General features: G+C 69.4%; 24 protein-coding genes. 12 read left to right on the top strand and 12 right to left on the bottom strand.

Annotated features, from left to right (window positions below; all coding sequences use genetic code 11):
• Positions 1–46: 46 nt before the first annotated feature.
• Entirely contained in the window at positions 47–661 is a 615-nt protein-coding gene (locus OG623_RS20020; RefSeq protein WP_406148150.1) for a hypothetical protein, read from the top strand.
• A gap of 39 nt (positions 662–700) precedes the next feature.
• Here OG623_RS20020 and OG623_RS20015 read toward each other — a convergent pair whose 3' ends face one another.
• Positions 701–1,924, bottom strand: a complete 1,224-nt coding sequence (locus OG623_RS20015; protein ID WP_406148148.1) for an acyltransferase — start codon at positions 1,922–1,924, stop codon at positions 701–703.
• A 40-nt stretch (positions 1,925–1,964) separates the two neighbouring features.
• Complete coding sequence (locus tag OG623_RS20010; RefSeq protein ID WP_406148147.1) at positions 1,965–2,648, bottom strand: TetR/AcrR family transcriptional regulator; 684 nt, start codon at positions 2,646–2,648, stop codon at positions 1,965–1,967.
• 96 nt (positions 2,649–2,744) lie between these two features.
• On the opposite strand from OG623_RS20010, the gene OG623_RS20005 reads away from it, so the two are divergent.
• On the top strand, positions 2,745–3,179 hold the full coding sequence (locus OG623_RS20005; protein WP_406148145.1) for a VOC family protein: 435 nt from the start codon (positions 2,745–2,747) through the stop codon (positions 3,177–3,179).
• Positions 3,180–3,273: 94 nt separating this feature from the next.
• Here the strand turns inward: OG623_RS20005 and OG623_RS20000 are convergent, their stop codons facing one another.
• Together OG623_RS20000 and OG623_RS19995 are read right to left on the bottom strand one after the other, a co-directional pair.
• Positions 3,274–5,094 (bottom strand): MFS transporter, encoded by a 1,821-nt coding sequence (locus OG623_RS20000; protein WP_406148144.1) that lies wholly within the window; start codon positions 5,092–5,094, stop codon positions 3,274–3,276.
• Positions 5,095–5,285: 191 nt separating this feature from the next.
• Positions 5,286–8,174 carry a serine hydrolase gene (locus tag OG623_RS19995; protein ID WP_406148143.1) on the bottom strand — a complete coding sequence of 963 codons (2,889 nt, stop codon included), beginning with the start codon at positions 8,172–8,174 and terminating at the stop codon, positions 5,286–5,288.
• A 194-nt stretch (positions 8,175–8,368) separates the two neighbouring features.
• Here OG623_RS19995 and OG623_RS19990 point away from each other — a divergent pair, with 194 nt between their 5' ends.
• The 3 genes from OG623_RS19990 (at position 8,369) to OG623_RS19980 (ending at position 10,633) form a co-directional block, all read left to right on the top strand.
• Entirely contained in the window at positions 8,369–9,088 is a 720-nt protein-coding gene (locus tag OG623_RS19990; RefSeq protein WP_356709848.1) for a GPP34 family phosphoprotein, read from the top strand.
• Between the two features lie 239 nt (positions 9,089–9,327).
• Positions 9,328–10,194, top strand: a complete 867-nt coding sequence (locus OG623_RS19985; protein ID WP_362889968.1) for a helix-turn-helix transcriptional regulator — start codon at positions 9,328–9,330, stop codon at positions 10,192–10,194.
• Between the two features lie 241 nt (positions 10,195–10,435).
• Positions 10,436–10,633, top strand: coding sequence for a DUF397 domain-containing protein (locus tag OG623_RS19980; RefSeq protein ID WP_406148141.1), 198 nt, complete (start codon positions 10,436–10,438; stop codon positions 10,631–10,633).
• Between the two features lie 142 nt (positions 10,634–10,775).
• On the opposite strand, the gene OG623_RS19975 is transcribed toward OG623_RS19980, so the two are convergent.
• Genes OG623_RS19975 through OG623_RS19965 form a run of 3 tightly spaced genes read right to left on the bottom strand, consistent with a single transcriptional unit; the run spans position 10,776 to position 13,446 of the window.
• A complete protein-coding gene (locus OG623_RS19975; RefSeq protein ID WP_406148140.1) occupies positions 10,776–12,020 on the bottom strand; it encodes a tetratricopeptide repeat protein in 1,245 nt (414 codons plus the stop codon).
• Positions 12,005–13,207, bottom strand: a complete 1,203-nt coding sequence (locus tag OG623_RS19970; RefSeq protein WP_406148139.1) for an NB-ARC domain-containing protein — start codon at positions 13,205–13,207, stop codon at positions 12,005–12,007. Before OG623_RS19970 ends, OG623_RS19975 begins: the two co-directional genes overlap by 16 nt.
• Entirely contained in the window at positions 13,204–13,446 is a 243-nt protein-coding gene (locus OG623_RS19965) for a hypothetical protein (protein WP_406148137.1), read from the bottom strand. The genes OG623_RS19970 and OG623_RS19965 overlap by 4 nt, the downstream gene beginning before the upstream one ends.
• Positions 13,447–13,950: 504 nt before the next feature.
• On the opposite strand from OG623_RS19965, the gene OG623_RS19960 reads away from it, so the two are divergent.
• Positions 13,951–15,534, top strand: a complete 1,584-nt coding sequence (locus tag OG623_RS19960) for a sodium:solute symporter family protein (protein ID WP_406148136.1) — start codon at positions 13,951–13,953, stop codon at positions 15,532–15,534.
• A 188-nt stretch (positions 15,535–15,722) separates the two neighbouring features.
• Here OG623_RS19960 and OG623_RS19955 read toward each other — a convergent pair whose 3' ends face one another.
• From OG623_RS19955 to OG623_RS19945, 3 genes are all read right to left on the bottom strand, one after another.
• Entirely contained in the window at positions 15,723–16,847 is a 1,125-nt protein-coding gene (locus OG623_RS19955; RefSeq protein ID WP_406148135.1) for an ADP-ribosylglycohydrolase family protein, read from the bottom strand.
• A 192-nt stretch (positions 16,848–17,039) separates the two neighbouring features.
• Entirely contained in the window at positions 17,040–17,513 is a 474-nt protein-coding gene (locus OG623_RS19950) for a carboxymuconolactone decarboxylase family protein (RefSeq protein ID WP_406148134.1), read from the bottom strand.
• 90 nt (positions 17,514–17,603) lie between these two features.
• Positions 17,604–17,879, bottom strand: a complete 276-nt coding sequence (locus OG623_RS19945) for a hypothetical protein (RefSeq protein WP_406148132.1) — start codon at positions 17,877–17,879, stop codon at positions 17,604–17,606.
• Between the two features lie 132 nt (positions 17,880–18,011).
• Here OG623_RS19945 and OG623_RS19940 point away from each other — a divergent pair, with 132 nt between their 5' ends.
• Genes OG623_RS19940 through OG623_RS19930 form a run of 3 tightly spaced genes read left to right on the top strand, consistent with a single transcriptional unit; the run spans position 18,012 to position 19,233 of the window.
• Positions 18,012–18,839 (top strand): helix-turn-helix domain-containing protein, encoded by an 828-nt coding sequence (locus OG623_RS19940; protein WP_406148131.1) that lies wholly within the window; start codon positions 18,012–18,014, stop codon positions 18,837–18,839.
• Positions 18,836–19,045 carry a DUF397 domain-containing protein gene (locus tag OG623_RS19935; protein WP_406148129.1) on the top strand — a complete coding sequence of 70 codons (210 nt, stop codon included), beginning with the start codon at positions 18,836–18,838 and terminating at the stop codon, positions 19,043–19,045. The genes OG623_RS19940 and OG623_RS19935 overlap by 4 nt, the downstream gene beginning before the upstream one ends.
• Positions 19,042–19,233 carry a DUF397 domain-containing protein gene (locus OG623_RS19930; protein WP_406148128.1) on the top strand — a complete coding sequence of 64 codons (192 nt, stop codon included), beginning with the start codon at positions 19,042–19,044 and terminating at the stop codon, positions 19,231–19,233. The genes OG623_RS19935 and OG623_RS19930 overlap by 4 nt, the downstream gene beginning before the upstream one ends.
• 167 nt (positions 19,234–19,400) lie before the next feature.
• Here the strand turns inward: OG623_RS19930 and OG623_RS19925 are convergent, their stop codons facing one another.
• Positions 19,401–20,288, bottom strand: a complete 888-nt coding sequence (locus OG623_RS19925) for a helix-turn-helix transcriptional regulator (protein ID WP_406148127.1) — start codon at positions 20,286–20,288, stop codon at positions 19,401–19,403.
• 233 nt (positions 20,289–20,521) lie between these two features.
• Between OG623_RS19925 and OG623_RS19920 the strand changes: the two genes are divergently transcribed.
• The 3 genes from OG623_RS19920 to OG623_RS19910 all read left to right on the top strand — a co-directional run bounded on the left by OG623_RS19920 (position 20,522) and on the right by OG623_RS19910 (position 22,203).
• Positions 20,522–20,842: a carboxymuconolactone decarboxylase family protein gene (locus tag OG623_RS19920; protein WP_406148126.1), complete on the top strand. Its 321-nt coding sequence runs from the start codon at positions 20,522–20,524 to the stop codon at positions 20,840–20,842.
• A 72-nt stretch (positions 20,843–20,914) separates the two neighbouring features.
• Positions 20,915–21,349: a cupin domain-containing protein gene (locus OG623_RS19915; protein ID WP_406148125.1), complete on the top strand. Its 435-nt coding sequence runs from the start codon at positions 20,915–20,917 to the stop codon at positions 21,347–21,349.
• On the top strand, positions 21,346–22,203 hold the full coding sequence (locus OG623_RS19910) for an aldo/keto reductase (RefSeq protein WP_406148124.1): 858 nt from the start codon (positions 21,346–21,348) through the stop codon (positions 22,201–22,203). The genes OG623_RS19915 and OG623_RS19910 overlap by 4 nt, the downstream gene beginning before the upstream one ends.
• On the opposite strand, the gene OG623_RS19905 is transcribed toward OG623_RS19910, so the two are convergent.
• Positions 22,161–22,328, bottom strand: coding sequence for a hypothetical protein (locus tag OG623_RS19905; RefSeq protein ID WP_406148122.1), 168 nt, complete (start codon positions 22,326–22,328; stop codon positions 22,161–22,163). The two genes, OG623_RS19910 and OG623_RS19905, sit on opposite strands and share 43 nt — an antisense overlap.
• Positions 22,329–22,389 lie beyond the last annotated feature (61 nt).

The raw sequence follows: 22,389 nt of genomic DNA, 5'->3' as shown, positions 1-22,389 counted from the left end.
CCGCGACATGCTTCGGCATCACTGTGGTTCGCCGAACGATGAGCGCATGTCACCGAACACTCTGCGCTCGCCGGCCCGCCGCGTGATCCCTACGCTCCTGGTCGCCCTGGCCGCCTTCCTCCCTCTTCAGTCGACCTCCGCCGATGCCGCCCCGCATGTGACGCACCCGTGCCGGTCGCTCGCCGGCTGCGGTTCGGTCGTCGTCGCTCCTGTCTCCCAGGCGGCCCCTGACCACGGTCACTGCACCAGCCCGGAACCGGTCGTGTGCCTCATCAGGAGCGAGACGCCGGAGGAGCGCGAGGTCGCCCGCGACCAGCGGATGCGCTATCACGACCTCCTGGAGGACATGGAGCGCACGGAGTGCGCCATGCGCGCGGAGGGGCGCTCGGAACAGGACATCGCCCGCACTCTCGTCCGGATGCGCAACGATGCCAAGGACGTCGTCCGCGCCGGCATGACCCCGGAACAGGTCGCGGAGCTGGAGGCACGCAACGAGAAGAAGTACGGCAACCCGCTCGGCCCGACGGCGGACCAGCTGTATCTGAAGTACGGCTCCTGGGAGAAGGTCGCCGAGGCCGCCACCCGGTCGAGCGCGGCCGTGGACCAGGAACTCGGACTGGAGTTCCGCCACTGCTCCTGTGCGGTGCTCCAGCCGGCGTGACGCCGCGCTTCCGGCTCGCAGGACATGCGCCGGGGCTCGTCACAAGACCCGGCGCAGCAGCGGCAGTCGGCGCAGCCCGGCCGCGAGCAGGAACGCTGCCAGGACTCCGATGACGCACACCACCGCCCACGCCGTGGTCGCGGACAACCCACGCCCCGACAGGTAGTACTGCGCCGTGACCACGAGGGGCAGGTGGATGATGTAGACGGCGTAGGCGGAGGCCGCCAGTTCCGCCGAGAGCCGACCGCTGCCGGTGACGGCCTCGCGGAACAGGGTCAGCAGTCCGACGCACAGCGACACGCACAGGGCACTCTCGTAGGCGGCCCACAGTGCGGAGGAGCCGTCGAGCCCGCCCGGCCCGAAGCACGGGGTGCCCGCGCACGAGGCGTCCGCGCCGACAGCCGTCAGCAGCCCCACCCCGACGAGCCCTCCGGCCAGCCACACCCAGCCCGTACGGGCATCGAACCGCCGCAGCCAGTCGTGCCGGTGCGCGAACACACCGAGCGCGAAGAAGGCCGCGTACTGCGGCAGCCGGGCGGGCTCGACCTGGAGGAAGTCCAGGACCGGCACCCAGGCGTCCAGCGGGTACCTCAGCCGGATCAGGAACGTCGCGACGGCGATCCCGGCGGTCAGCAGGAGCAGCGCCCGATGCCCGGGCGCCGCTCCCACCTGGTCACGGTCACGGGCACCGTCGCGACGCCGCAGCAGCCGGGCCACCTGACGGCACAGTACGTACAGGAGGGTGTAGGCCAGCAGGTTCTGGATGAACCACAGGTGCCCGAACTGGAGATCCGGCCACGAGGGACCCGTCCAGTCGGCGGGCTTGTCGCCCAGCCCCAGGTAGACGTCGGTGAAGTAGCGCCCGAAGGAGAGTGGAGGGTAGCCGCGGTAGTGCGTGTAGTAGGCGTACATCAGGGTCGGCACGATCGTCAGCGCACCCACCAGAACCGGGATGCCGAGCCGCACCAGTCGGCCGTTCACGAAGGACCGTCCACCGCGCCGCTCGTACGAGCCGGGCACGAACACCGCTGACACGAAGAAGAACAGGCTCATGAAGAACGCTCCGTCGACCGCGGAGAGCGTGGTGAGCACGGGATTTCGGGGTTGGCCCTCGACGTACCACCAGTCGGAAGGGCCGTACGGCTGGGCGGCGTGGTGGACGACCACCAGCAGCGTCAGGGCGATCCGGAGGTTGTCCAGCCAGGCGAGCCGGTGGGCCGAGTCCGTCCCGGGCCGCGGGGCGTCGTATGCGAATGTGTACATCCATACAGCATCCTCAACACGTGTACACCCCGCATGGGGGCTAGCACCCGTCCTCGTCCTCCGGGTAGCCGTAGAACCCCCGCGTCAGCAGCCGTTGATTGGCCGCGCTGCGCCGCGCCAGGACCTCCGGGGCGAACATCGGCTCACCGAGATTCGGCTGCATCACCCGCTCGAGCAGCAGGGGCCCGAGGATGAGACACAGCAGCTGGAACGGCGCCCACTCGTCGCCCGGAGCGCCGGAAGCACCCGGAGTGCCCGCAGCACCCCGAGCACCGCGAGTGCCCGCAGCGCCCGGGCCCCTGCCTCCGTGCGCCGCCGACAACCGTTCCAGCTCCGCACCGGCACCGCTCAGCAGCCGCCCGAACAAGGCCGCGCTCGCCTCGCTCTCCTCCAGCAGGACATGACGCAGATACCCGCGCAGCACCGGATCCGCCCCGAAGAGCCGGGCCGACACCTCACCGAGCGACTCCATCAGCCCCGCGCCCGGATCCGGGTCCAGCTCCGCCAACTGCTGGTCGATACGCCCCAGTACATACGTGTCGACCGCGGCCCGCAGCCCGTCCTTCGACCCGAAGTGCCGTGTCACCAGCGCGGGTGACAGCCCGGCCGCGGCTGCCACCGCCCTCGTGGACGTCGCCTCGAACCCCCGCTCGGCGAACAACTCGAGCGCCGCCTCACGCAGCCGTGCCCGCCCCGTCAGATCACTCTTCTCCACCGCGTGCATGTCCGCAGCGTATCCACGCCGCCGCGCCGCGCGGACGGGCAAGGGCAGCCGTAAAAACAGGTCTGCTCGAAAGCGCTACGCCTCTATGGTGGTCCGATGCCGTCGATCAAGCAGGTTCAGATCACCTTCGACTGCGCGGAGCCTGAGCGCGTCGCCCGCTTCTGGTGCGAGGTGCTGGGGTACGTCGTGCCGCCCGTACCGGAGGGGTTCGCCACGTGGGCCGATTACGAGCGCTCGCTGCCGCCCGAGCGTCAGGGGTCCGGGTTCGTCTGCATGGACCCCACGGGCGTGGGCCCGCGCATGTACTTCCAGCGTGTGCCCGAGGGCAAGGTCGTCAAGAACCGGGTGCACCTCGACGTCCGGGTCGGTACAGGGCTCGTGGGTGCCGAACGGCTGGCCGCGCTGGAGGCCGAATGCGCACGGCTGATCCCGCTCGGCGCGGCGCGCGTGGAGCTGCTCACCGCCGATGACTTCAACGAGTCCTGCCTCGTGATGCAGGACATCGAGGGCAACGAGTTCTGCCTCGACTGAGCGGCCGTCCCATGACGCCCGCCCGCCGCGCGGCTCCCGCGCTACGGACACAGTTGCGGCTCCCGCTCGACGGGCGCAGTTGTGGGCTCCCCCTCTACGGACGCAGTTCCTCGGGGCAGGGGGTGCCCGGCTGCAGCTGGTACGGGGCCGCCAAGCGGTAGACGCCGGGGCGTGGCGCGAGGAGCTCGGTCCACTCGTCGCCGTCCCCGTCCTCCTCCACCTTGATCAGACAGCCGTGGTCGTTGGTGAAGTCCTTCGGGGCGTCCCCGTCCTCCTCCGAACGCTTCTTGGACGCCTCCGTCTCCTGCGGCCGCTCCACACTCTTGCCGTCGTCGTCCACGACGGCGAGCCAACGGGAGTACGGGATACGGATCAGGACGCGGCCGGCCGACTGCACCCGGATCGTCAGCTTGTCGTCGCCTGCCCGCTCCACCGTCGCGGGCGGGTCGGCGAGCGGCACCGGGTCCAGGACCCGGAACAGCTTCCAGTTGGCATCGCTCCAGACCGCCTTCAGATACGGCTGCCCCTCCTCGACGAGCCCCGCCTCCTGCTCGCCCCCGGAGTCCGGCATCCCGGTCGGCAGCACCACGTAGTGCACCGCCCAGCGGTCCAGCCACTCGCGGTAGTTCACCGCGTTGAGGGTGTCGTCGTAGAAGAGCGGGTTGCGCTTCATGTCCGCCTGCCGGTTCCAGCCGCGCGCCAGATTCACGTACGGCGTGAGCGCGGAGGCCTCACGGTGGCTGCTGGCGGGCACGACCTCGACCCGGCCCCGCTCCGCGCCGACCTTCTGGAGCTGGTTGACCAGCGGGGCCAGTTCACGGTTCCAGGAGGCGGTGGGGGCGGTCCGGACGATGTCGTCGACGCCCTTGAAGCCGATCCAGAAGTTCAGCCCGGCGAAGACGATGAGCAGCGCGTACCAGCGGCGGGTGCGCGGTGCCGTGTACGGGAGCGCGGCGAGCAGGACGATCCCGGCGAACAGCATCGCCATGCGCGACACGTTCGAGCCGATCTGCGAGTCGACCACATAGGTCAGCAGTGTCCCGGCGCCGTAGACCGCGGCGGCCGTCCGCACGGTGCGCCAGTCGCGGGGCACCAGGAAGAACACGAACACCGCGTACAGGAAGGGCAGCGAGAGCGTGCCGATCGCCATCGGCTGCGTGCCGGAGAACGGGAACAGCCAGGCGGACAGGACCACCACAGCGACGGGGGCGAGGCCCAGCGCGTACGCCCCGGGTCGCCGTTTGTGCAGGAACAGCGCCGCGGCGACCACGCCGAGGAAGAGCCCGGCGACCGGGCTGCTCGCCGTCGCGAGCCCGGCCAGCGGCGCGGCGACGGCGGCCTTGGCCCAACGCCGGTGGCGCCAGCGGTGCGGCCAGCAGAAGACGGCGGCGACGGCACCGAGCGCGAGCATCGTGCCGAGCCCGAACGTCACCCGGCCGGACAGGGCGTTGCACAGATACGCGAACACTCCGGCGAGCGCGCACGCGAGGGGGTTACGGACGGCGGGCACCCGCACCAGGATCAGGGCGGTGAGGGCCGACGACACCGTGCCCGCGACCATCATCGTCGACCGGACCCCGAGCAGCGACATCAGATAGGGCGACACCACGCTGTACGAGACCGGGTGCATGCCGCCGTACCAGGCGAGGTTGTACGCGGTGCCTGGGTGACGGCCGACGAACTCGGCCCAGGCGTCCTGGGCGGCGATGTCGCCGCCGCTGTTCGCGAAGAAGAAGAACCAGAGGAGGTGCACGGCTGCGGCGGCCACGGTCGTCAGCAGGACGGGATGGCGTCGGAGGCGGCTCCGTATCGAACCGCTGTCGCCGTCACCGGGGGCGGCCTGGGCCGGGATACGGACGGACGCGCCCTCGGCCGGCTGGTCAGCGGCTGCCCGTGTCGGCTCAGCGGTAGTCACTGCGACTCTCCCCGTCCTTGCCCGGGCCTGCCGAACCGTCCACGTACCGCACGGGCCTCATCCGTAGTCGGAAGGACGCGTCCCGGCGCCCATCCGTTGCTTTTGGGACGCTAGCACGCGGCATTTGCACCGCGCCGCCCTGTTGGCACGACGGGCGCCCCTTGCCCCGCGCGGGGCAAGGGGCGGGCCCGTCAGGTGATGCGGGTGAGCTTGTCGCCGAAGCCCGGTTCCGTCATCGCGCTCTGGAGGGCGACGGGTACCGACACCTTGCCCGCGCCCGTACCGACGGTCACCTCGCCCACGACGGTGCCCGCCTTCGCCTCCTGGGCGGGGGTCTTCCCGCCGTCGGTCAGCTTGAGGTCGACCTTGAGCCCGCCCCAGCCGACGGCCTTCAGGTCCTTGGTGGCGACCACGGGGGTCCGGCCGCCGACGCCGTTGTCGACGTAACCGACGACCTGGCCCTTCTTGACGACGGCGGCGGAGTCGACGCCCTCCTGGGCGGTCCGGATCAGCGCCAGACTGCTCTGTAGCGCTCGCTGCAGCTTGGCGTCCAGGGTGCCGTCGGCATCGGCACCCATGACCGCGCCGATGATCCGCCGGGTCTTGCCGTCGATGACCGTCTCGGCCGTCCAGATGAGGTTGCCGCCCGCGGGGGTCGACGAACCGGTCTTGATGCCGCTGACGCCGGGCTCCAGCAGGATGTTGTTGTTGTTGTAGATCGTCTTGTCGATGCCGGGGATATCGGCCTGCGGCATGTTCACGATCTCGCGGAAGACATCGTTCTGCACGACGGCCTTGGCCAGCTTGAGCTGGTCGGCCGGGGTGGACCGGGTGGTGGCCTCAAGACCGCTCGGGTCCGTGTACTCGGAGTTCGTCATCCCGAGGTCCTTCGCCGCCGCGTTCATCTTCTCGACGAACGCCTCCTCGGTCTTGGCGTCCCAGCGGGCCAGCAGCCGTGCCACGTTGTTGCCGGAGGGGATCATCAGGAGCTGGAGCATCTGGCGCTCCGTGTACTTCTGGCCCTCCTTGATCGGCGCCGTCGACTCGTCCTCACGGCCCGCCTCCTCGCCGGCCTTCGCGTCGACCACGATCTGGTCGCCCGTCTGCTTGCCGGTGATCGGGTGGCCCTGGAGGATCACGTACGCCGTCATGATCTTCGCGACACTCGCGATCGGCGCGGACTTCTCCTTGCCGTACGCACCGATGGTGCCGACGCCCTCGACCTCCACGGCGCCCTGCCCGTCCTCCGGCCACGGCATGTCCAGCTTTTCGCCGCCGAAGGTGTAGGTGGGGTCTACGGACAGCGTCAGCGTCGGGTCGGGCAGCGGACGCACGGCCTGCGCGATCGCAAAGATGATCACGACGAGCAGGAGGAGCGGCGTCCAGATCTTCACCCGGCGGACCGCGGTGCGCACCGGGGTCTCGGCGGGCGGCGGGGTGTTCGTCAGCTCGGCGAGCAGGTCGAGCGGGGGCCTGGGCGGCATGGGCTGCTGCCTGGTCCGCTCGGCCTCGGCGAAGCTCTCACCGGGGCTCGCGGGGGTGCCGGGGCCCGCGGCGGCGTCCGGGGTGGCCGTGGGACCGGCCACGGGCGCGGGTGCGGGGCGTACGTCGTCCGAGCGCAGCGGCACGAACTTGCTGGTCCGCTCGGCGGGGGTCTCGGCGGGCGATCCGGGGGCGGTCCCGGGGTCGTCGGAGGGCTTGGCGGCCCAGGAGGCGGGCTTCTTCCGGGCGGCTTCCTTCTCCTTCGGCGGGAGCTTCAGCGCGGTCGTCGGCTGGTCGAGGCGTTCGGGGCGCGGCGCCTTGAAGACGGCCGTCGGATGATCGATTCCTCGCCCGTCGGACGCGGATTCCGCGTCGTCCTGTGCGTCGTCGTGCGTGCCCTGTGCGGCGTCCTGTGCCGCGCCCTTGACGGGGGCCGTGTCCTTGGCCGGAGAGGCCTCCTCGCGGCTCTTCGGGACGCGGGGGGCGTCGGCGTCGGAAGCTTCGGCTGCGGCGGCATCGGTTGCGGCGGCATCGGCGTCGGAGGTCGGCGCTTCGGCCGCGCCGTCCGCCGCCTTGGTCCCGCCATCGGCAGGAGCCTCGGCATCCTTCCCGGCCGGGACATCCGTCGCCGAGTCGGCGCTGTCGGCCGGAGCACCGTCGGCGGCCGGCGCGTCGGCGGCGCTGTCCGTCGTCGAGTCATCCGTCGAGTCATCGCCCTTTTCGGACGGCGTCTCGTCGGCGGAGGCGGCGGCGTTGTCGTCGGCGTTGTCGCTGTCGTCAGCCGCGGCGCCATCGGCCGCGGACGGCTTGTCCCCGCCCTCGGCCGCGCCGTCCTGAGCTGCGTCTTCCTCGTCGGACCCGGTCGCCACCCACGCCGCCACGGCGGCACGCAGCCGCGCATCGACCGGTGGACCGGCATCCGCGCCGCCCTCACCGCCGGCATCGGGGGTGGTCTCCGACGCGGGCTCCGCGTCGGATGCGGAATCCGCGGTGGCCGTGTCAGTGGCCTCGGCCCCGTCGGCCGCGGATCCGGTCGCGGGCTTCTCCTCGGCATCCGGAACACCGGAACCGGACGCCGCTTCGGGCTTCGCTTCCGCCGCCGGCTCCGCTTCGGCGTCCGGGCCGGCTGCGGCCTCGGGCGCGCTCACAGGCGCCTCAGAGGCCACCGTGGCACCCTCGGGTACTCGCGGCGCCTCTGCTGCCCCTCCGGCCTCCCTGCGGGCCGTGGAGGCCTCCACGGGGCCATCCGAGCCCTCCGCGTCCGCCCGGGGCGCGGAAGCGGCCTCGGCCGCGTCGGGCTCCGCCGAGCGCGGCAAACGGAAGACAGCCGTCTTGCTGCCCGTCCCGCTGTCCGCATCCGACGCGCCGACCACCTCGCCGACTGCCTCGCCGTCCTTGGCGCCGCCCGTAGCGCCGTCCGCAGCCCCGTCCGTCGTGGTGCCCGTCGCGGTGTCCGTCGTCCCGCCCGCCGTATCCCCGCCCGCTGCTGCGACCGGTTCACGGAACACGGCGAGACGCGGATCGCGTTCCTCAGCCGTCCCCGAAGTCGTCCCCGACGACTTCCGCTGCTCCGACTTGCCGGGGGACTCGCCCGCCACCGATACCTCCCTGTTATGCCGCGGGACCATGCCCGCACTGTCCGAACCATCTACCAGTGTCCTGTGTGAACCCTTGGCCGAGCCGCTAGACGAGAACGACATACCTAACGGTTCCCTCACAAAGCACCCAGGCACCCTCGACAGACCAATGTGAGAGGGGTCACCCTGTCATTCATCCACGCGGGGAGGCATGGATGGGCAGGAGCCGCAGAACAATTCCGGAGGAGCTTCTGTTGCTCGCTCTGGACCCGACCACGGGTACCACAGCGCAGCCGCAGTCGCTCGACCTCGGCCTGGCCGGGGCACAGCTAGTAGAGCTGGCTCTGGCAGGACGGATAGCCCCTGACGGGGATCGTATCGCCGTGGTGATGCCACGGCCGACAGGAGATCCGACTCTGGACTCCGCACTGGAACTGCTGCGCCGTCGTGGCAGTCCGGTACGGGCCGTCCACTGGATCGGCGGACCCCGGCTGGGGCTTCGCCAGATCTACCTCGCTCATCTGGAGCGGTGCGGCATGGTTCATGCCGTGGCGGGCCAGATGTGCGGAGTGCTGCCGACGACTCGCTACCAGGCGACGGACACGGCAATCAGCCGGGACATCAGAGCCCGGCTGGACAACGCGATCCGTACCGGCGTACCGCCGGACCCACGGACCGCGGCGCTCGCCGCACTGGCCCACGCGGTCGGACTCGGCAAGCACCTGTACCCCGGGAACGAGGGGCGTTCATCGCGCTCCCGGCTCCGGGACCTGATCAGACACGACCCGATGGGCGGTCTCGTGGCGCATGCCGTGATGGACGTCCAGAACGGCGTGGCCGTCCAGCCACGCCGTAATCAGCAGACGGCAGGTGTGCCGTTGCAGCCGCAAGCGCAAGCACGCCGGGGCAGCATGGCGCACACCTCCGTCCACTGACAGCACGACCGCGCGGACACTTGCGCGGAGCACCGAATACCGCCGCACCGAAGTCCCCAAGACCCGGTTCGGGAGCCGCACCAGGCGCGGGGCAGCCGGATCCACCGGCTGCCCCGCGCTCTTGCGCACGGTGATTGTGTGTGGCCATTTCCCAGCGCGGCCAGGGCATCGGGTGGCAATCTGCTGAGCAAGCAGATACGCACAGCTACAACAGCTGCATAGCCGGAGGTGCCCTTCCCGTGCCGACCAACGTCAATCCCACCGTCAGGCGACGCCGGCTGGGTCAGGAACTGCGCCGCCTCCGTGAGGTCAAGGGCATGACGGCCGAAGAGGTCGCCGAGCGGCTGCTGGTCTCGCAGTCGAAGATCAGCCGCCTGGAGAACGGCCGCCGTTCGATCAGCCAGCGCGACGTACGCGATCTCTGCGGGGTGTACGAGGTCGAGGACCACCGCATCGTCGACTCGCTGATGCAGATGGCGAAGGACTCCCGCCAGCAGGGCTGGTGGCACGCCTTCGGTGACATCCCGTACAGCGTGTACATCGGGCTTGAGACCGATGCCGCCTCACTGCGGGTCTACGAGTCGCTGATCGTCCCCGGCCTGCTGCAGACACGCGAGTACGCACAGGCGGTCATCGAGGGGATGTGGCCCGAAGCCACGCCCAGCGAGATCGACAAGCGCATCCAGATCCGTCTCAAGCGCCAGGACCGCCTCACCGATCCGGTCAACCCTCTGCGCTTCTGGGCGGTGATCGACGAGGCACTGCTGCGTCGCATCGTGGGCGACCCGGAGACCATGCGGGCCCAGCTGATGCACCTGGCGGAGCTGAGCGAACTCCCGCACGTGACACTTCAGGTGCTGCCGTACGACGTGGGCGCGCACCCCGGCATGTACGGGAAGTTCGCCATCCTCGAATTCCAGGAAGCGATGGACGCCAGCGTCGTCTACCTGGAAGGCGTCACGAGCGACCTGTATCTGGAGAAGGCGAATGACGTCCAGAGTTACGCCGTAATGTACGAGCACCTGCGGGCCAAGGCGCTGAGCGCGGAGCAGTCGCGCGACTTCATCGTGGCGGCGGCCGACAGCTGCCTCGCCCTGGACGATTGAACCGGAAACGAATGAACCGGAAACGATTGAGCGGGGCGGACCGGGCACATCCCGAAAGGAAGGCGGCAATATACGCCTTACCCGGCCCATCCTGGAAGACCCCAAAGAAATAGTTCACCCAAAGGGGTGAGGGGTACTCACCTTCGATGATGTCGCAGCGTAGCGTCCTTCCTGGAGTCGCTGACTCGCAGCGACTGCGTCACACGGCCCAACGGCCGAGACAGTCATCGGAGGCGCGCTGATGGAGCAAGGCAAGCTGACAGAGTGGACCAAGTCATCCTATTCCGCCGTTAACGGGGATTGCGTCGAGATCAAGTCCGTGGCACACGGTGCCGTGGCAGTGCGCGATTCCAAGGATCCGCACACCGGTCTCCTCGGATTTACGGTCGACACCTGGTCGGTGTTTCTTTCGGACCTCAGCCGACCCGCAGAGCACTGAAGCCGGCCGAAAGGCCGACTGAGCACCTGAGCACTGCCAGCCACACGCCCTCTCGACCGGTCCGCCGTCCTGGCCGAGAGGGTTGCTCGCTCACTCAGGGGCTCCGCCAAGAGCTCGCTCAGGGGCTCCGCCAGGAGCCCACTCAGGGAGCGGGCAACAAGCTGCGGGTCTTCGCCGTGACAGGGCTGTCCGTGCCCAGCACGCGTTCGCAGAGCGGCAGATTCAGCCGGGCGAGCGCCTGGGCCTCGGCCACCTCGCCGAAGGCCGCAAGGGAAGCGGCCAGCCCTGTCCGGTTGGTGAGCAGGTAGGGATGCTCGGGCCCCAGCGCCCGCTCCTGGCCGTTCACCGCCAGCCTGGCGTACGAGATCGACTCCTCCAGCGACCCGCGCTCGGCCAGGATCCAGCTCAGGAGGATCGCGGCCGAGAGAGCCAGCGGGTGCTCAGCACCCTGCACGCGCTGCCGGTCGGACAGAGCCGCCCGCGCCACCGGTTCCGCCTGTTCGTACCTGCCGAAGCGGTGGAGGCCGTAGGCGTAGGTGTGGCGACTCGTGACGGTTGCCATCGAGTCGGGGCCGAGGAACTCCTCACAGAGAGCCACCGTCTCGGGACCTACCCGGCTGAATTCCTCTTCCTCACCGGCGGAGGCCAGATATTCGATGAGCAGCGCGCGGACGTAAAGAGTGTCCGGGTGACTCTCGCCGAGAATGCGTCCGCGGACTTCGCGGGTCCTCCTCAGAACCGCCAGGCCCTCGACGAATCGACCCAACAGACCTAGAGGCTCATGCAGGGCCAGAAAACTGCGCAGAGTTTCTGGGTGCTCCTCACCGAAAACTCTTTCCCGTCCGCCGATTACCTTTCGGTGAAGAGCTTCGGAATCCTCGAACCGCCCCAATCGGAAGAGAGCCAGGGCCGTATTGTGGCCGGCATCGAGGGTCAGCGGGTGGTCTTCCCCCAGATACAGGTCCGCCGTTTTCATGGCGGCCTGCGCCACATGCAAGGACGCCTGATAGTCGCCGCTTTCGAAAACGTGCCGGTCCAGCAGATTCGCGACCCCGACCACTCCGGCTCCGGTGTCATGGTCTTCGACCAGTTCGAGCAGCCGCGTGACATGCGGGACCAGTCCACGGACCCGGCCTCCCACCGCTGCCCCGCCCACCTCCACCTCGGCGGGGATCTCCGCTTCGAGCAGGCGCACGGCCCCCTGGACAAGGAGCGGCCTCCGATCGTCCGGCACCGTGGCCGCGACACTGTCGAGCAGGACTCCATGCGTCTGGACGCATCGCACGGCTTCGCCGCTGTCCTCGGAGTCCACGAGCGAGATGAGGGAGTGGTCCAGCAGCCCCCGGAGCGCGCTCTCCACCCGGTCGCCACTCAACTGCGGCTCCACCGCGCCGAGGTCGACCGTGCCCGCCGAGAGTGGCCGCAACAGCGCCAGCGGAACGGGGTCGGAGCTCCAGCAGGAGAGCAGACGCAGCAGCGACCCGGCCTCGGGAATGCCGCCCTCCCCAGGGATCTCAGCGAGATCTCCCATGTCCGTCCCACGAGTTGGCGGGCGTTTCGCTCCGAACTGCCCGGCGCCGCACCCCGGTCGATCAATTCGGTGGGATTTTCGTCCAGGCGCCGCCGATAGTCACTCATGGACCAGTTCTCCAGCAGTTGACGAGACAGAAAGGATCCGGCCAAGGTCAGAGCGAGCGGAAGGCATTCGAGTCTTCGGGCCACGGTCTCCGCTTCGTGTGCGGTGCCCGCGGACGGGGCGAGATCATGCAGAACCAGTGCGGCGTCCTCCAGTGGAAGTACACCCACCGGGTGCAGTTCGGCGCCGTTCCATACACGTGATCCAGCCACACGCGTGGTCACGAGAACCGTTCCTCGCGGGCTTGATCTGAGCCATGCGCCTTCTTCGAGAACAGCGGGATCATCCGCGTTGTCCAGAACCAGCAGCCATGGCTGTGCGGAGTGGCCGAGGTGATGCCAGACGAGATCGGCCGCCGCCCGCTGCCCGTCGCGCGCCGCCGCGAGTTCCGACGTCTCCGCTCCACGGTCGGCGGCCACGGCCAGCATGCCTGCGCGGAGGGTGGCCCGTTCGGAGGCGTTGACCCACAGCCCGATGCGGTTCTCCTGGCCGGCGACCCGGTGGAAGAGCGTCTGGGCCACGGCGGTCTTGCCGCAACCGCCCATTCCATGGAGCACATGGACCCCTCCAGCGCCCTCGCACCGGACGGCTTCCGTCAGCCGGGCCATCAGGTCGGCGCGGTCCCTGAGGATCCGGGGCGCCCGGCCCACGAGCGGGGTGCGTACGGAGTCGGGCGCAGGCCGGTCGAAGGCGTGGTCCGCCCTCGCCCTGACCACCGTGCGTGGGGTGGACGCCTCGAAGAGGGAGCCACCACGACCGGGCGGCTCGTGCTCGGTCGGCCCGGCCTCGGGCGAGTGGTGCTCGGGCGAGTGGTGCTCGGGCGAATAGTGGTAGTGGTTCTCGGTGACGTACTGGTTGCCGGTCGTCTGGTAGACACGGCCCTGCCCCGACGCCCTGCCTTCCAGCTGAGGGTCCTGGCCCTGCTCGGCCTTGCTCACCGCTCGTTGATGTGCTGGTCGCGCCCTGCCTGGTAGACCCGGCCGCTGCCGGATGCCTCCGCGCGCATCCGCACGGTTCGCGGCGCGTCGTCCACCTCGGGGGCGAGCTCCACCAGGATCCGGCGCAGGTCCGAAGCGATGTCGGGCCTCTCGGTGAGCAGACGCCGTACGCGGCCCGTCCATGCGTCGCGCAGTTCCTGCTCGGTCAGCTCGTCGCCGTTGTTCCTGGCGGTGAGCAAGTCGTCCCGGGCCGCTTCCAGTTCGCCCTGAACACTCCCGGCGCGCGACGGGCCGGCCCGCTGCCACAGTGAGACGATGCCGGCGCCTGGACAGGACGACCACACTATGTGCGACGGATTGTCGCTGTCAGGTGAAGCTCCCCTCCTCCCTCCGGCCACACGGGACCCGCATCCCGTGCGGTCGTCGACGTTCCTGGACGTTCCTGGGTGTTCCTGCCGCGTTCGCGGGACATGCCTTGTATGCCGATCTCTGCACAGCCTGACGAAGTGCCCGCCCATCGTGTGGCCGCGGTCACGTTCGCGACAACGCCCCGCAAGGTCAAGAGCACGTAAAATCGTTCGCCTTGCTGATCGGCGTTCACATTCCTGACCGTGAAAACCTTGACCGTTGCCCCGGACAGGCGGTTCAATCCCCGAAGTCCCCGTTCCCGCGCGGGGCCCCGCTGAACGGCCGTACTGACGAAGTGCGTTCCCGTTCACAAGGCGGACCCCTGGAGGGGGCACATGAACAGTCTCGACTGGGCCGTGCTCATCGGCTACTTCGGTGTGATGGTCGCGATCGGACTCTGGTCGCACAAGCGCGTGGACAATGTCAGCGACTTCTTCACGGCCGGCGGCAAGATGCCCTGGTGGCTGTCGGGCATCTCGCACCACATGTCCGGTTACAGCGCGGTGATGTTCACCGGATACGCGGGCATCGCGTATCAGTACGGGGTCACGTCGTTCGTGACCTGGTCGCTGCCGATCGCGATCGGTATCGGTATCGGCGCCAAGCTCTTCGCGCCCCGGCTCAACCGGCTGCGTTCACGCCTGCACGTCGCCTCGCCGCTCGAATACCTCAAGAACCGCTACAACATCCCGACCCAACAGGCCCTGGCCTGGTCCGGTCTGCTGCTGAAGATCGTGGACGTCGGCGCCAAGTGGGCTGCGATCGCCACGCTGCTATCCGTCTTCACCGGCATCACCCTGACGCAGGGCATCTTCATCACCGGTGCCATCACCGCCCTCTACTGCACGATCGGCGGACTGTGGGCCGACGCGCTCACGGAGCTCGGGCAGTTCATCATCCAGCTCTTCGCCGGTGTGGCCATGCTGGTCATCACCATGAGCAAGCTGGGCGGCTTCAGCTCGCTGTGGACGATCTGGGACAAGCTGCCCGACGGCCACACGAGCCCGACGGCCGGCCCGTACACGGTGACGTTCCTGCTCGCGTACCTCTTCATCAAGACCTTCGAGTACAACGGCGGCATGTGGAACCAGGCCCAGCGCTACATGGCCACGGACTCCGCGCACTCCGCGTCCCGTTCGGCCTGGCTCTCGGCCGCACTGTGGCTGATCTGGCCGACAGTGCTCTTCTTCCCGATGTGGGCCGCGCCGCTGCTCGTCGACGCCCAGAAGCCCGACGCTTCCGACAGCTACGCCCTGATGACCGAGCAGCTGCTGCCGCACGGTCTGCTCGGCCTGGTCGTCGTGGGCTTCTTCTCCCACACGATGGCCATGTGCTCCTCCGACGCCAACGCGATCTCGGCGGTCTTCACCCGGGACATCGCACCGGTCTTCTCGAAGGCCGCCCGGAACTGGAACGAACGCGGCGGTCTGCTGGCCGCACGGCTCTCCACGCTCGCGTTCCTCGGGCTGTCGATGGCGCTGGCGACACAGATCAACTCGCCGACGTTCAAGGACATCATCTCGGTCGTCATCAAGTGGGTGGCCGGACTGATGGGCCCGATCGCGATCCCGTTCATGCTGGGCCTGCTGCGCAGTTTCCGCCGGTCCGGACCGACCGCCGCGCTCACCAGCTGGGCGGCGGGGCTGCTCGCGTTCTACTTCACCAACTACAACTTCGACGGTTCGACGAAGACGGATGTCGCCCTGCAGTACCAGGTTGCACTGCCGCTCGCGATCTCACTGGTGCTCTACATCGTCATCGGCTTCATCAAGCCCGAGGACACCCCGGAGCGCGACGCGCTGATCGACAAGGTCAACGCGGACGGCGGGGGCCCCGCGGGCGCGGGCGCGGCGGCGACCGTGCCGACGCAGAAGCCCGGCCAGGAGAGCACGGAGGTCCAGGAGGGCGTCAAGGACTGACCGGCACCCACTGCCGGCACCCACTGGCCGGCATCCCATGACTCGCACTCACGCGGGACACACGAACGCTGGGCGGGCGCGGCGGCGCCCGCCCAGCCTGCCGTGCACGCACGGCCTGCCGCGCTTCCCCGGCTGCCGCGCCCGCCCCGGCTTTCCGCGCCCGCCCCGGCGCCCGGCCCGGTCGTCGCTCAGTCCCGCGGGTAGCGGGCCAGCCAGCCCGGGGCGACCGCGGCAGGACTGTGCAAGGCCGGCCCCTGCGTCATCTCCATCGCGAAGTCGTCGGAGAGCTCCAGGAGCGTCGAGCGCCCCTCCAGTTCCGCCAGCCAGGCCGGCGGCAGCGCCGTCTCTCCGTGCAGCGCACCGAGAAGCGCCCCGCAGACGGCCCCCGTGGCCGCGGACGGCCCGGAGTGGTTCACGGCGAGCCGCAGCCCATGGCGTATGTCCTCGCCGACCAGCGCGCAGTACAGCGCCACGGCGAGTACCTCCTCAGCCGAGTCGGTGTCGCCGAGCGCCTCGATGAGGGCGGGCCCTGGAATCCCCTGGCGTACGGACCCGAGGGCCTGCCGGAGCGCGTCGGAGACCTGCTCACTGCCCGGACGATCGGCGAGCAGGCCCAGAGCGTGCTGCACCGAACCGTCCAGGGTCTCCCCGCGGGCCAGCCCGTGCACCAGGACGGCGAAGGCTCCGGCCGCGAGCTGTGCGCTGGCATGGCCATGGGTGTGGGCGGCGCACTCGACAGCAAGCTGGAGGACCAGCTGGGGCTCCCAGCCGACCAGCAGCCCGAAGGGCGCCGAGCGGGTCAGCGCGGCCGAGTCCCGCGCCGCGGGGTTCTTGGGCACGGCGAGCGTGCCCATCGTGGCGTCCCCGAAGCCGACCAGGCACTCCCGGGTGGGGGCGCGGCGGGTGTACAGCCACTCCTCCTTGGCCAGCCAGCCGTTGTCCCTGCGGCGTTCGTCGGGCCCCCAGGCGCTCTGGGTGGCCGCCCAGCGCAGATGGGCGCGGTGCACGTCGGTCGGCGGATGCCAGGCACCGGTGTCACGTCTGACCTGGGCTCTGATGAGCCCGTCGACGGTGAAGAGGGTGAGCTGGGTGACGGCGGTGACAGCGCCCCGTCTGCCGTGCACGGGGACGAAGTCGGCCACCCCGTCCACACCATGGGCGGCGCGGATCTCCTCCAGGGTGAGCCCGGCCACACCCGCCCCGAGCGCGTCCCCGATGGCGCCTCCGAGCAGGGATCCCCGTACCCGGCCGCGGAAGTCCTGCTGCTGGACACGGCCCCAGACAGCTGCGGTCCCTGTGGTCCCTGTGCTCACCGTGCCCCTTCCGCCCGCCTACCGTGTGCGACTGCGCAAGCAGCGTAATCGAACGGGAACGGACGGTTCAGCGGCGGAACGGAATGTACGCACTGGTACGCGAGAGCACTTGTGCGCGGCATTCCTCATCATTTCCGGCCTGGTCTTCCCGGGGCACCGGCCCCGGGAAAATCAGGCACCGGAACGGCCGGGTCAGCCGAACATGCCGGGCTGGTAGTCGCCTGCCGGCTGCTGGACGATGACGTTCAGACGGTTGTACGTGTTGATGAGCGCGATCAGCGCCACCAGGGCGAACAGCTGGTCCTCGTCGTAGTACTTGGTGGCGTTCGTCCACACCTCGTCCGGCACACCGCCGGCCGCGTCGGCGATCCGGGTGCCCTGCTCCGCCAGCTCAAGGGCCGCGCGCTCGGCGTCGGTGAAGACGTTGGCCTCGCGCCAGCCCGCGACCAGGTTGAGCCGGGTGGCCGTCTCTCCGGCGTGGGCGGCCTCCTTGGTGTGCATGTCGAGGCAGAACCCGCAGCCGTTGATCTGGCTGGCACGGATCTTGACCAGCTCCTGCGTGGCGGGCGGCAGACCCGAGTCGGTGACCACCTTCCCCGCCGCGTTGATGTGCTTCACGAGGGTGGTGGCGGCCTTGCTGCCGAAGATCTCAAGACGGGCGGTCATGGTCTCTGCTCCTTAGTCGTTGCCGATGCCTACACTCCCTCGACGGATCGGCCCCGGCTGGATGTGACACGGCTCTGTGTGACCCCGGTCTCACACCCGACGCTCCCTGCACCGCGCGACGCGCAGTACGTCCCTGAGCGACTCGGTCGTCCGTACGAGCGCGAACCGCACGGCCCGCTCCCCCGCCGCCTGGTCGGCGAGCACGGACTCGGCCCCGCCGAGCACCTCCTCCCCGCAGCCGATCAGCTCGGCCTCGATGTCGTCCGCCAGCCGTGACAGCAGGCTGTCCGGGTCGTCCGTGCTCAGGTAACAGGGCTTCCCCTCGGGGGAGTTCCAGGGCAGCTGGCGAAGAGGGGATCCGGCCATGGGCGCGCCTCGCAGGTGTGGGTGTCTTCCATCGGGTGATGCTCACTGTTCGCACTCCGATGATCACTGTGCGCCCGTAGCCTCGGGAAGAGGGACCTGATTGCCGGGGCACGGGACAACGGGAGGACCACGATGACCGACTCACCGGCCTACGTGGACGAGGAATCGGGGCGAGCCGCACTGGGGCGGGCCCTGCGGTATCTGAGGGAGCGGTCGGGGAAGTCCCTGAGCCAGCTCGCAGGCGAGACGCGGTACGACAAGAGCTACCTGTACCGGCTGGAGGTCGGCCAACGCCTGTCCAAACTGGCGGTGATGGAGGACCTGGACCGGCACTACGAGTCCGGGGGGCTGCTGGTGCAGCTGTGGAAGGTGGCCCGGCGGGAGGTGTTCAAGGACCGGTACAAGGAGTTCATGCGGCTGGAGAACCAGGCGCGCATCATGTGGATGTACCAGCTCGCTGTGCCAGGCCTCCTCCAGACGGAGGACTACGCCCGGGAAGTCCTGTCAGCAGCTCGGATCCCCGGCAACAACGGAGACTTGGTCGAGGAACAGGTCGCAGCGCGGATGAGCCGCAAGGAGATCCTCAACCGCGACCCGGCACCCCAGGTCCGTGTGATCCTCGACGAAGTGGCGTTTCGTCGCCGGACCGCCGACCCCAAAGCGTGGACCGACCAACTGAACCATCTGCTCGATGCCGGCCAGCTGTCGTCGCTTGTGCTCCAGGTACTGCCCTTCAGCGCAGGCCTCCACGGGCTCATGGGCAGCCATCTCTGGTTGATGTGGGAGCCGAACGGTAACTCCGTTGCCTACGTCGAGGGCAACGGTTTCGGTGAGTTGATCGATGATCCTGAGAAGGTCGCCGACCATCGGCTGTCCTACGATCGCATTCGCGATCTGGCGCTGTCCCCGTCAGACTCAATGGCGTTCGTCCGGGGTGTCCTGAAGGAGCACAGACCATGATCCGTACGCTCGACCTCTCCACCACGTCCTGGCGCAAGTCCAGCTACAGCGACGGCGGGGGTACCAACTGCATCGAAGTAGCCGACGGCTTCCCCGGACTGGTCCCCGTCCGGGACAGCAAGACCCCCACCGGCCCTGTTCTGGTCTTCCCTGCACACACGTGGTCCGCCTTCGTCGAAGAAGTCCGGGGCGGGGCCGACCGATGACCGAACTCCCCGCCACCACCTGGCGCAAGTCCAGCTACAGCGACGGCGGAGCGAACAACTGCCTCGAAGTAGCCGACCACATCCCCGGCCTGGTCCCCGTACGGGACAGCAAGACCCCCACCGGCCCCGTCCTCATCGTCAACGCCCCCGCGTGGACCGCCTTCGTGGACTTCGCGGCCAGGCACTGATCCCGCTTCGCCCCTGCCGCGGCCCGCTCGGCGGGTCCGGCTCGACGCTCCGGGGGTGGTCGGCGACCTTGCCCGGCAGGTCGAGGGCGACCGGCAGCTCCGGCGCCGACATCTCTTCGGCTGCGGTGATGTGCTCCGACAGGGGCGGCGTCGCCCGATGGGTCCGGTCAGGGGCGGGGGGCGTCCTGGTGGGCTGCGTCTGCGCTGGTTGCGGCCCAGGAGGCGAGCAGTATGAGGGCGTCGTGTTCGGGGGTGCCGGGTTCGGCGGTGTAGGCGGTCAGGGTCAGTCCGGCGTCGCCCGGCAGCTGCATGGCGTCGAAGTCGAGGGTGACCTCGCCGATGGCCGGATGACGGAATGCCTTGCGGCCTGTGCGGTGCAGACGGACGTTGTGTTTGGCCCAGGCGGTGCGGAACTCGTCGCTGCGGGTGACGAGCTCGCCGATGAGGCCGGTGAGTTCGGTGTCGCCCGGGGCCCGGCCGGCTTCGGTGCGCAGCAGGGAGACGGTGGTGTTGACGGAAGCCGCCCAGTCGGGGAAGAAGCTGCGGCTGGTGGGGTCAAGGAACTGGAAGCGGGCGATGTTCACCGGCGTGGGGGCCGTGCCGGTGAACAGGGGGGCGTAGAGGGCGTGTCCGAGGTCGTTGACGGCAAGGATGTCGAGGCGGCCGTTGCGGATGAAGGCCGGTGAGCCGGTCATGGAGTCAAGGACCCGTTTGAGGCTGGCGGGGACGGTGTCCTTGGCCCGGCGTGGGGTGTGGCGGGCCGGGCGTTGGCGCTGGGCGGCGGCGAGGTCGTGGAGGTGCGAGCGTTCGGCGTCATCGAGCTGGAGGGCGCGGCAGAGCGCGTCGAGGACTTCTTCGGAGGCGCCGGCGAGCTGGCCGCGTTCCAGGCGGACGTAGTAGTCGACGCTGACACCGGCGAGCAGGGCGACTTCCTCGCGGCGCAGGCCGGGGACCCTGCGCTTGCCGTTGCCGAAGGCGGGCAGGCCGGCCTGCCCGGGGGTGATCTTGGCACGGCGAGTGGCGAGGAACTCTCGGATCTCGCGGGTGGTGTCCATGTTGTCCAGGTTAGGAGGAGCGGGGTTCGGCTGGGAGGTTCTGCCAGTACCTGGCACGGCAGAGCCTTCCGCGCGGCTGTGAGCTGCGGTTTCCTCGATGGTGTCAGCAGATGCGGCCCCTGGCCCCGGAGCGCGGGCACCCCTCCCGGTTGGCGGGATGCCCTGCGGCCTCGGGTGGCTCACTGTGGGTAGTGCCGCACCTTCGTGTCCGTACCATCGCAAGGAGTTGTCCCATGGCAACGCAGTCCGCGCCGCAGGAGCTGGCCGGAATCGCGCCGAAGCTGGTCGAGGTCACCGACGAGGTCCTGTTCCAGGACGTGTGGGAGCGCCCCGGTCTCTCCCCGCGGGACCGGAGCCTGGTCACGGTCAGTGTGCTGGCCGCCCTCTACCGCAGCGAGCAGCTGCCCTACCACCTGGGCGTGGCTCTGGACAACGGGCTCACGGTCGAGGAGCTGTCCGAGGCGATCACGCATCTGGCGTTCTACGCCGGATGGCCCAACGCCATGACCGCGATCACCCTGCTGAAGAAGATCGCCGAGGAGCGCTCCGCCTGACCCCCGGGCGCGAGCAGCACGACCGGCCCCGCACGACCCGCGGGGCCCGGTGGACCAAGGAAGAGGAACACGATGGCCGGCAACGGATTCGACCAGATCTTCCCGCTCGGCGAGACGAACGACGCCTATGCGCAGTACTTCACCGGCCAGAGCTACCTGGCTCCGCTCGCCTCGGGCAGCGTCCCGGTCAGCAACGTCTCCTTCGAGCCGGGCTGCCGTAACAACTGGCACATCCACCACGGCACGAACGGCGGCGGTGACCAGATCCTGCTGTGCACGGCCGGAAGCGGCTGGTACCAGGCCGAGGGCGAGGATCCCATCAGCATGGAGCCGGGCACGGTGATCCGCGTACCCGCCGGCACGAAGCACTGGCACGGCGCGAAGGCCGACGCGTGGTTCTCCCACCTCGCCTTCATCACCCCCGGCGAAGACGTCGGCAACGAATGGCTGGAGCCCGTCACCGACGAGGTGTACGGCAAGCTGCCCAAGAACGGAGCGACCGCATGACCGTCCTGGAGGAGACCTACACGCTGTCCAACGGCGTCGAGATCCCCAAGCTGGGGCTCGGCACCTGGTTCATCGACGACGACCAGGCCGCCGACGCCGTACGCGCAGCCGTGCAGATCGGCTACCGCAACATCGACACCGCCCAGGCGTACGGCAACGAGCGCGGCGTCGGCGAGGGCGTGCGCACCTCCGGCCTGCCCCGCGAGGAGCTGTTCGTCTCGACCAAGCTCGCAGCCGAGATCAAGGACCACGACCAGGCGGTGGCCGCGATCGACGGCTCCCTGGAGAAGCTGGGCCTGGACCGTATCGACCTGATGCTGATCCACAGCCCGCAGCCGTGGGACGACTTCCGCGGCGGAGACTACGCCCAGGGCAACCGCGCCGCGTGGCGCGCCCTGGAGGAGGCCCACCAGGCCGGAAAGATCCGGGCGATCGGCGTCTCCAACTTCCAGCAGCACGACCTGGAAAACATCCTCCAGGACGCGGCCGTCGTCCCGCACGTGAACCAACTGCTCGTCCACGCCGGGAACACCCACACCGAGCTGCTGGCCTACTGCGCGAGCCGGCAGATCCTCGTCGAGGCGTACTCGCCGATCGCCCACGGCGCGATCCTGAAGAACGCCGAGGTCCGTGCAATGGCCGAGAAGTACGGCGTGTCCGTCCCCCAGCTCTGCATCCGCTACACCCTCCAGCTGGGCACGGTGTCATTGCCCAAGACGGCAAACCCCGACCACATGCGCTCCAACGCCGACATCGACTTCGAGATCTCCGACACGGACATGGACGCTCTGCGGGGCCTGCGCGATGTGGATTACGGCGACCACAGCGCCTTCCCCGTCTTCAGTGGCAAGTGACGCCACAGGAGCGCCACCTCGGAGTACGAGGCGTTGTCGGCAGCCGACATCTCCCGCTTCACCCCGCCATCGAGGTTCAGCAGCGCGTCGAGGACGTGCGGGGAGTCGCGCGGGGTGCCGGGCACGACATCGTCCCACGGTGACCGAGAGACCGAGACGGGTGGGGCGATCGTGATCGCCAGTAAT

The sequence above is a fragment of the Streptomyces sp. NBC_01012 genome (genome assembly GCF_045162755.1).
Taxonomy (GTDB): Bacteria; Actinomycetota; Actinomycetes; order Streptomycetales; family Streptomycetaceae; genus Streptomyces.
The sequence above is the reverse complement of the archived record's forward strand: the minus strand, read 5'-3'. Positions and strand labels throughout refer to the sequence as shown.

What these genes read in the sequence shown, in the direction of transcription:
- OG623_RS19930 (WP_406148128.1), top strand. Translation starts at nt 19,042, where the DNA reads ATGACCGAACTCCCCGCCACCACCTGGCGCAAGTCCAGCTACAGCGAC.
- OG623_RS19935 (WP_406148129.1), top strand. Translation starts at nt 18,836, where the DNA reads ATGATCCGTACGCTCGACCTCTCCACCACGTCCTGGCGCAAGTCCAGC.
- OG623_RS20010 (WP_406148147.1), bottom strand. Translation starts at nt 2,648, where the DNA reads ATGCACGCGGTGGAGAAGAGTGATCTGACGGGGCGGGCACGGCTGCGT.
- OG623_RS19980 (WP_406148141.1), top strand. Translation starts at nt 10,436, where the DNA reads ATGGAGCAAGGCAAGCTGACAGAGTGGACCAAGTCATCCTATTCCGCC.
- OG623_RS19960 (WP_406148136.1), top strand. Translation starts at nt 13,951, where the DNA reads ATGAACAGTCTCGACTGGGCCGTGCTCATCGGCTACTTCGGTGTGATG.
- OG623_RS20015 (WP_406148148.1), bottom strand. Translation starts at nt 1,924, where the DNA reads ATGTACACATTCGCATACGACGCCCCGCGGCCCGGGACGGACTCGGCC.
- OG623_RS19915 (WP_406148125.1), top strand. Translation starts at nt 20,915, where the DNA reads ATGGCCGGCAACGGATTCGACCAGATCTTCCCGCTCGGCGAGACGAAC.
- OG623_RS19925 (WP_406148127.1), bottom strand. Translation starts at nt 20,288, where the DNA reads ATGGACACCACCCGCGAGATCCGAGAGTTCCTCGCCACTCGCCGTGCC.
- OG623_RS20020 (WP_406148150.1), top strand. Translation starts at nt 47, where the DNA reads ATGTCACCGAACACTCTGCGCTCGCCGGCCCGCCGCGTGATCCCTACG.
- OG623_RS19910 (WP_406148124.1), top strand. Translation starts at nt 21,346, where the DNA reads ATGACCGTCCTGGAGGAGACCTACACGCTGTCCAACGGCGTCGAGATC.
- OG623_RS19990 (WP_356709848.1), top strand. Translation starts at nt 8,369, where the DNA reads ATGGGCAGGAGCCGCAGAACAATTCCGGAGGAGCTTCTGTTGCTCGCT.
- OG623_RS19940 (WP_406148131.1), top strand. Translation starts at nt 18,012, where the DNA reads ATGACCGACTCACCGGCCTACGTGGACGAGGAATCGGGGCGAGCCGCA.
- OG623_RS19950 (WP_406148134.1), bottom strand. Translation starts at nt 17,513, where the DNA reads ATGACCGCCCGTCTTGAGATCTTCGGCAGCAAGGCCGCCACCACCCTC.
- OG623_RS20005 (WP_406148145.1), top strand. Translation starts at nt 2,745, where the DNA reads ATGCCGTCGATCAAGCAGGTTCAGATCACCTTCGACTGCGCGGAGCCT.
- OG623_RS19945 (WP_406148132.1), bottom strand. Translation starts at nt 17,879, where the DNA reads ATGGCCGGATCCCCTCTTCGCCAGCTGCCCTGGAACTCCCCCGAGGGG.
- OG623_RS19920 (WP_406148126.1), top strand. Translation starts at nt 20,522, where the DNA reads ATGGCAACGCAGTCCGCGCCGCAGGAGCTGGCCGGAATCGCGCCGAAG.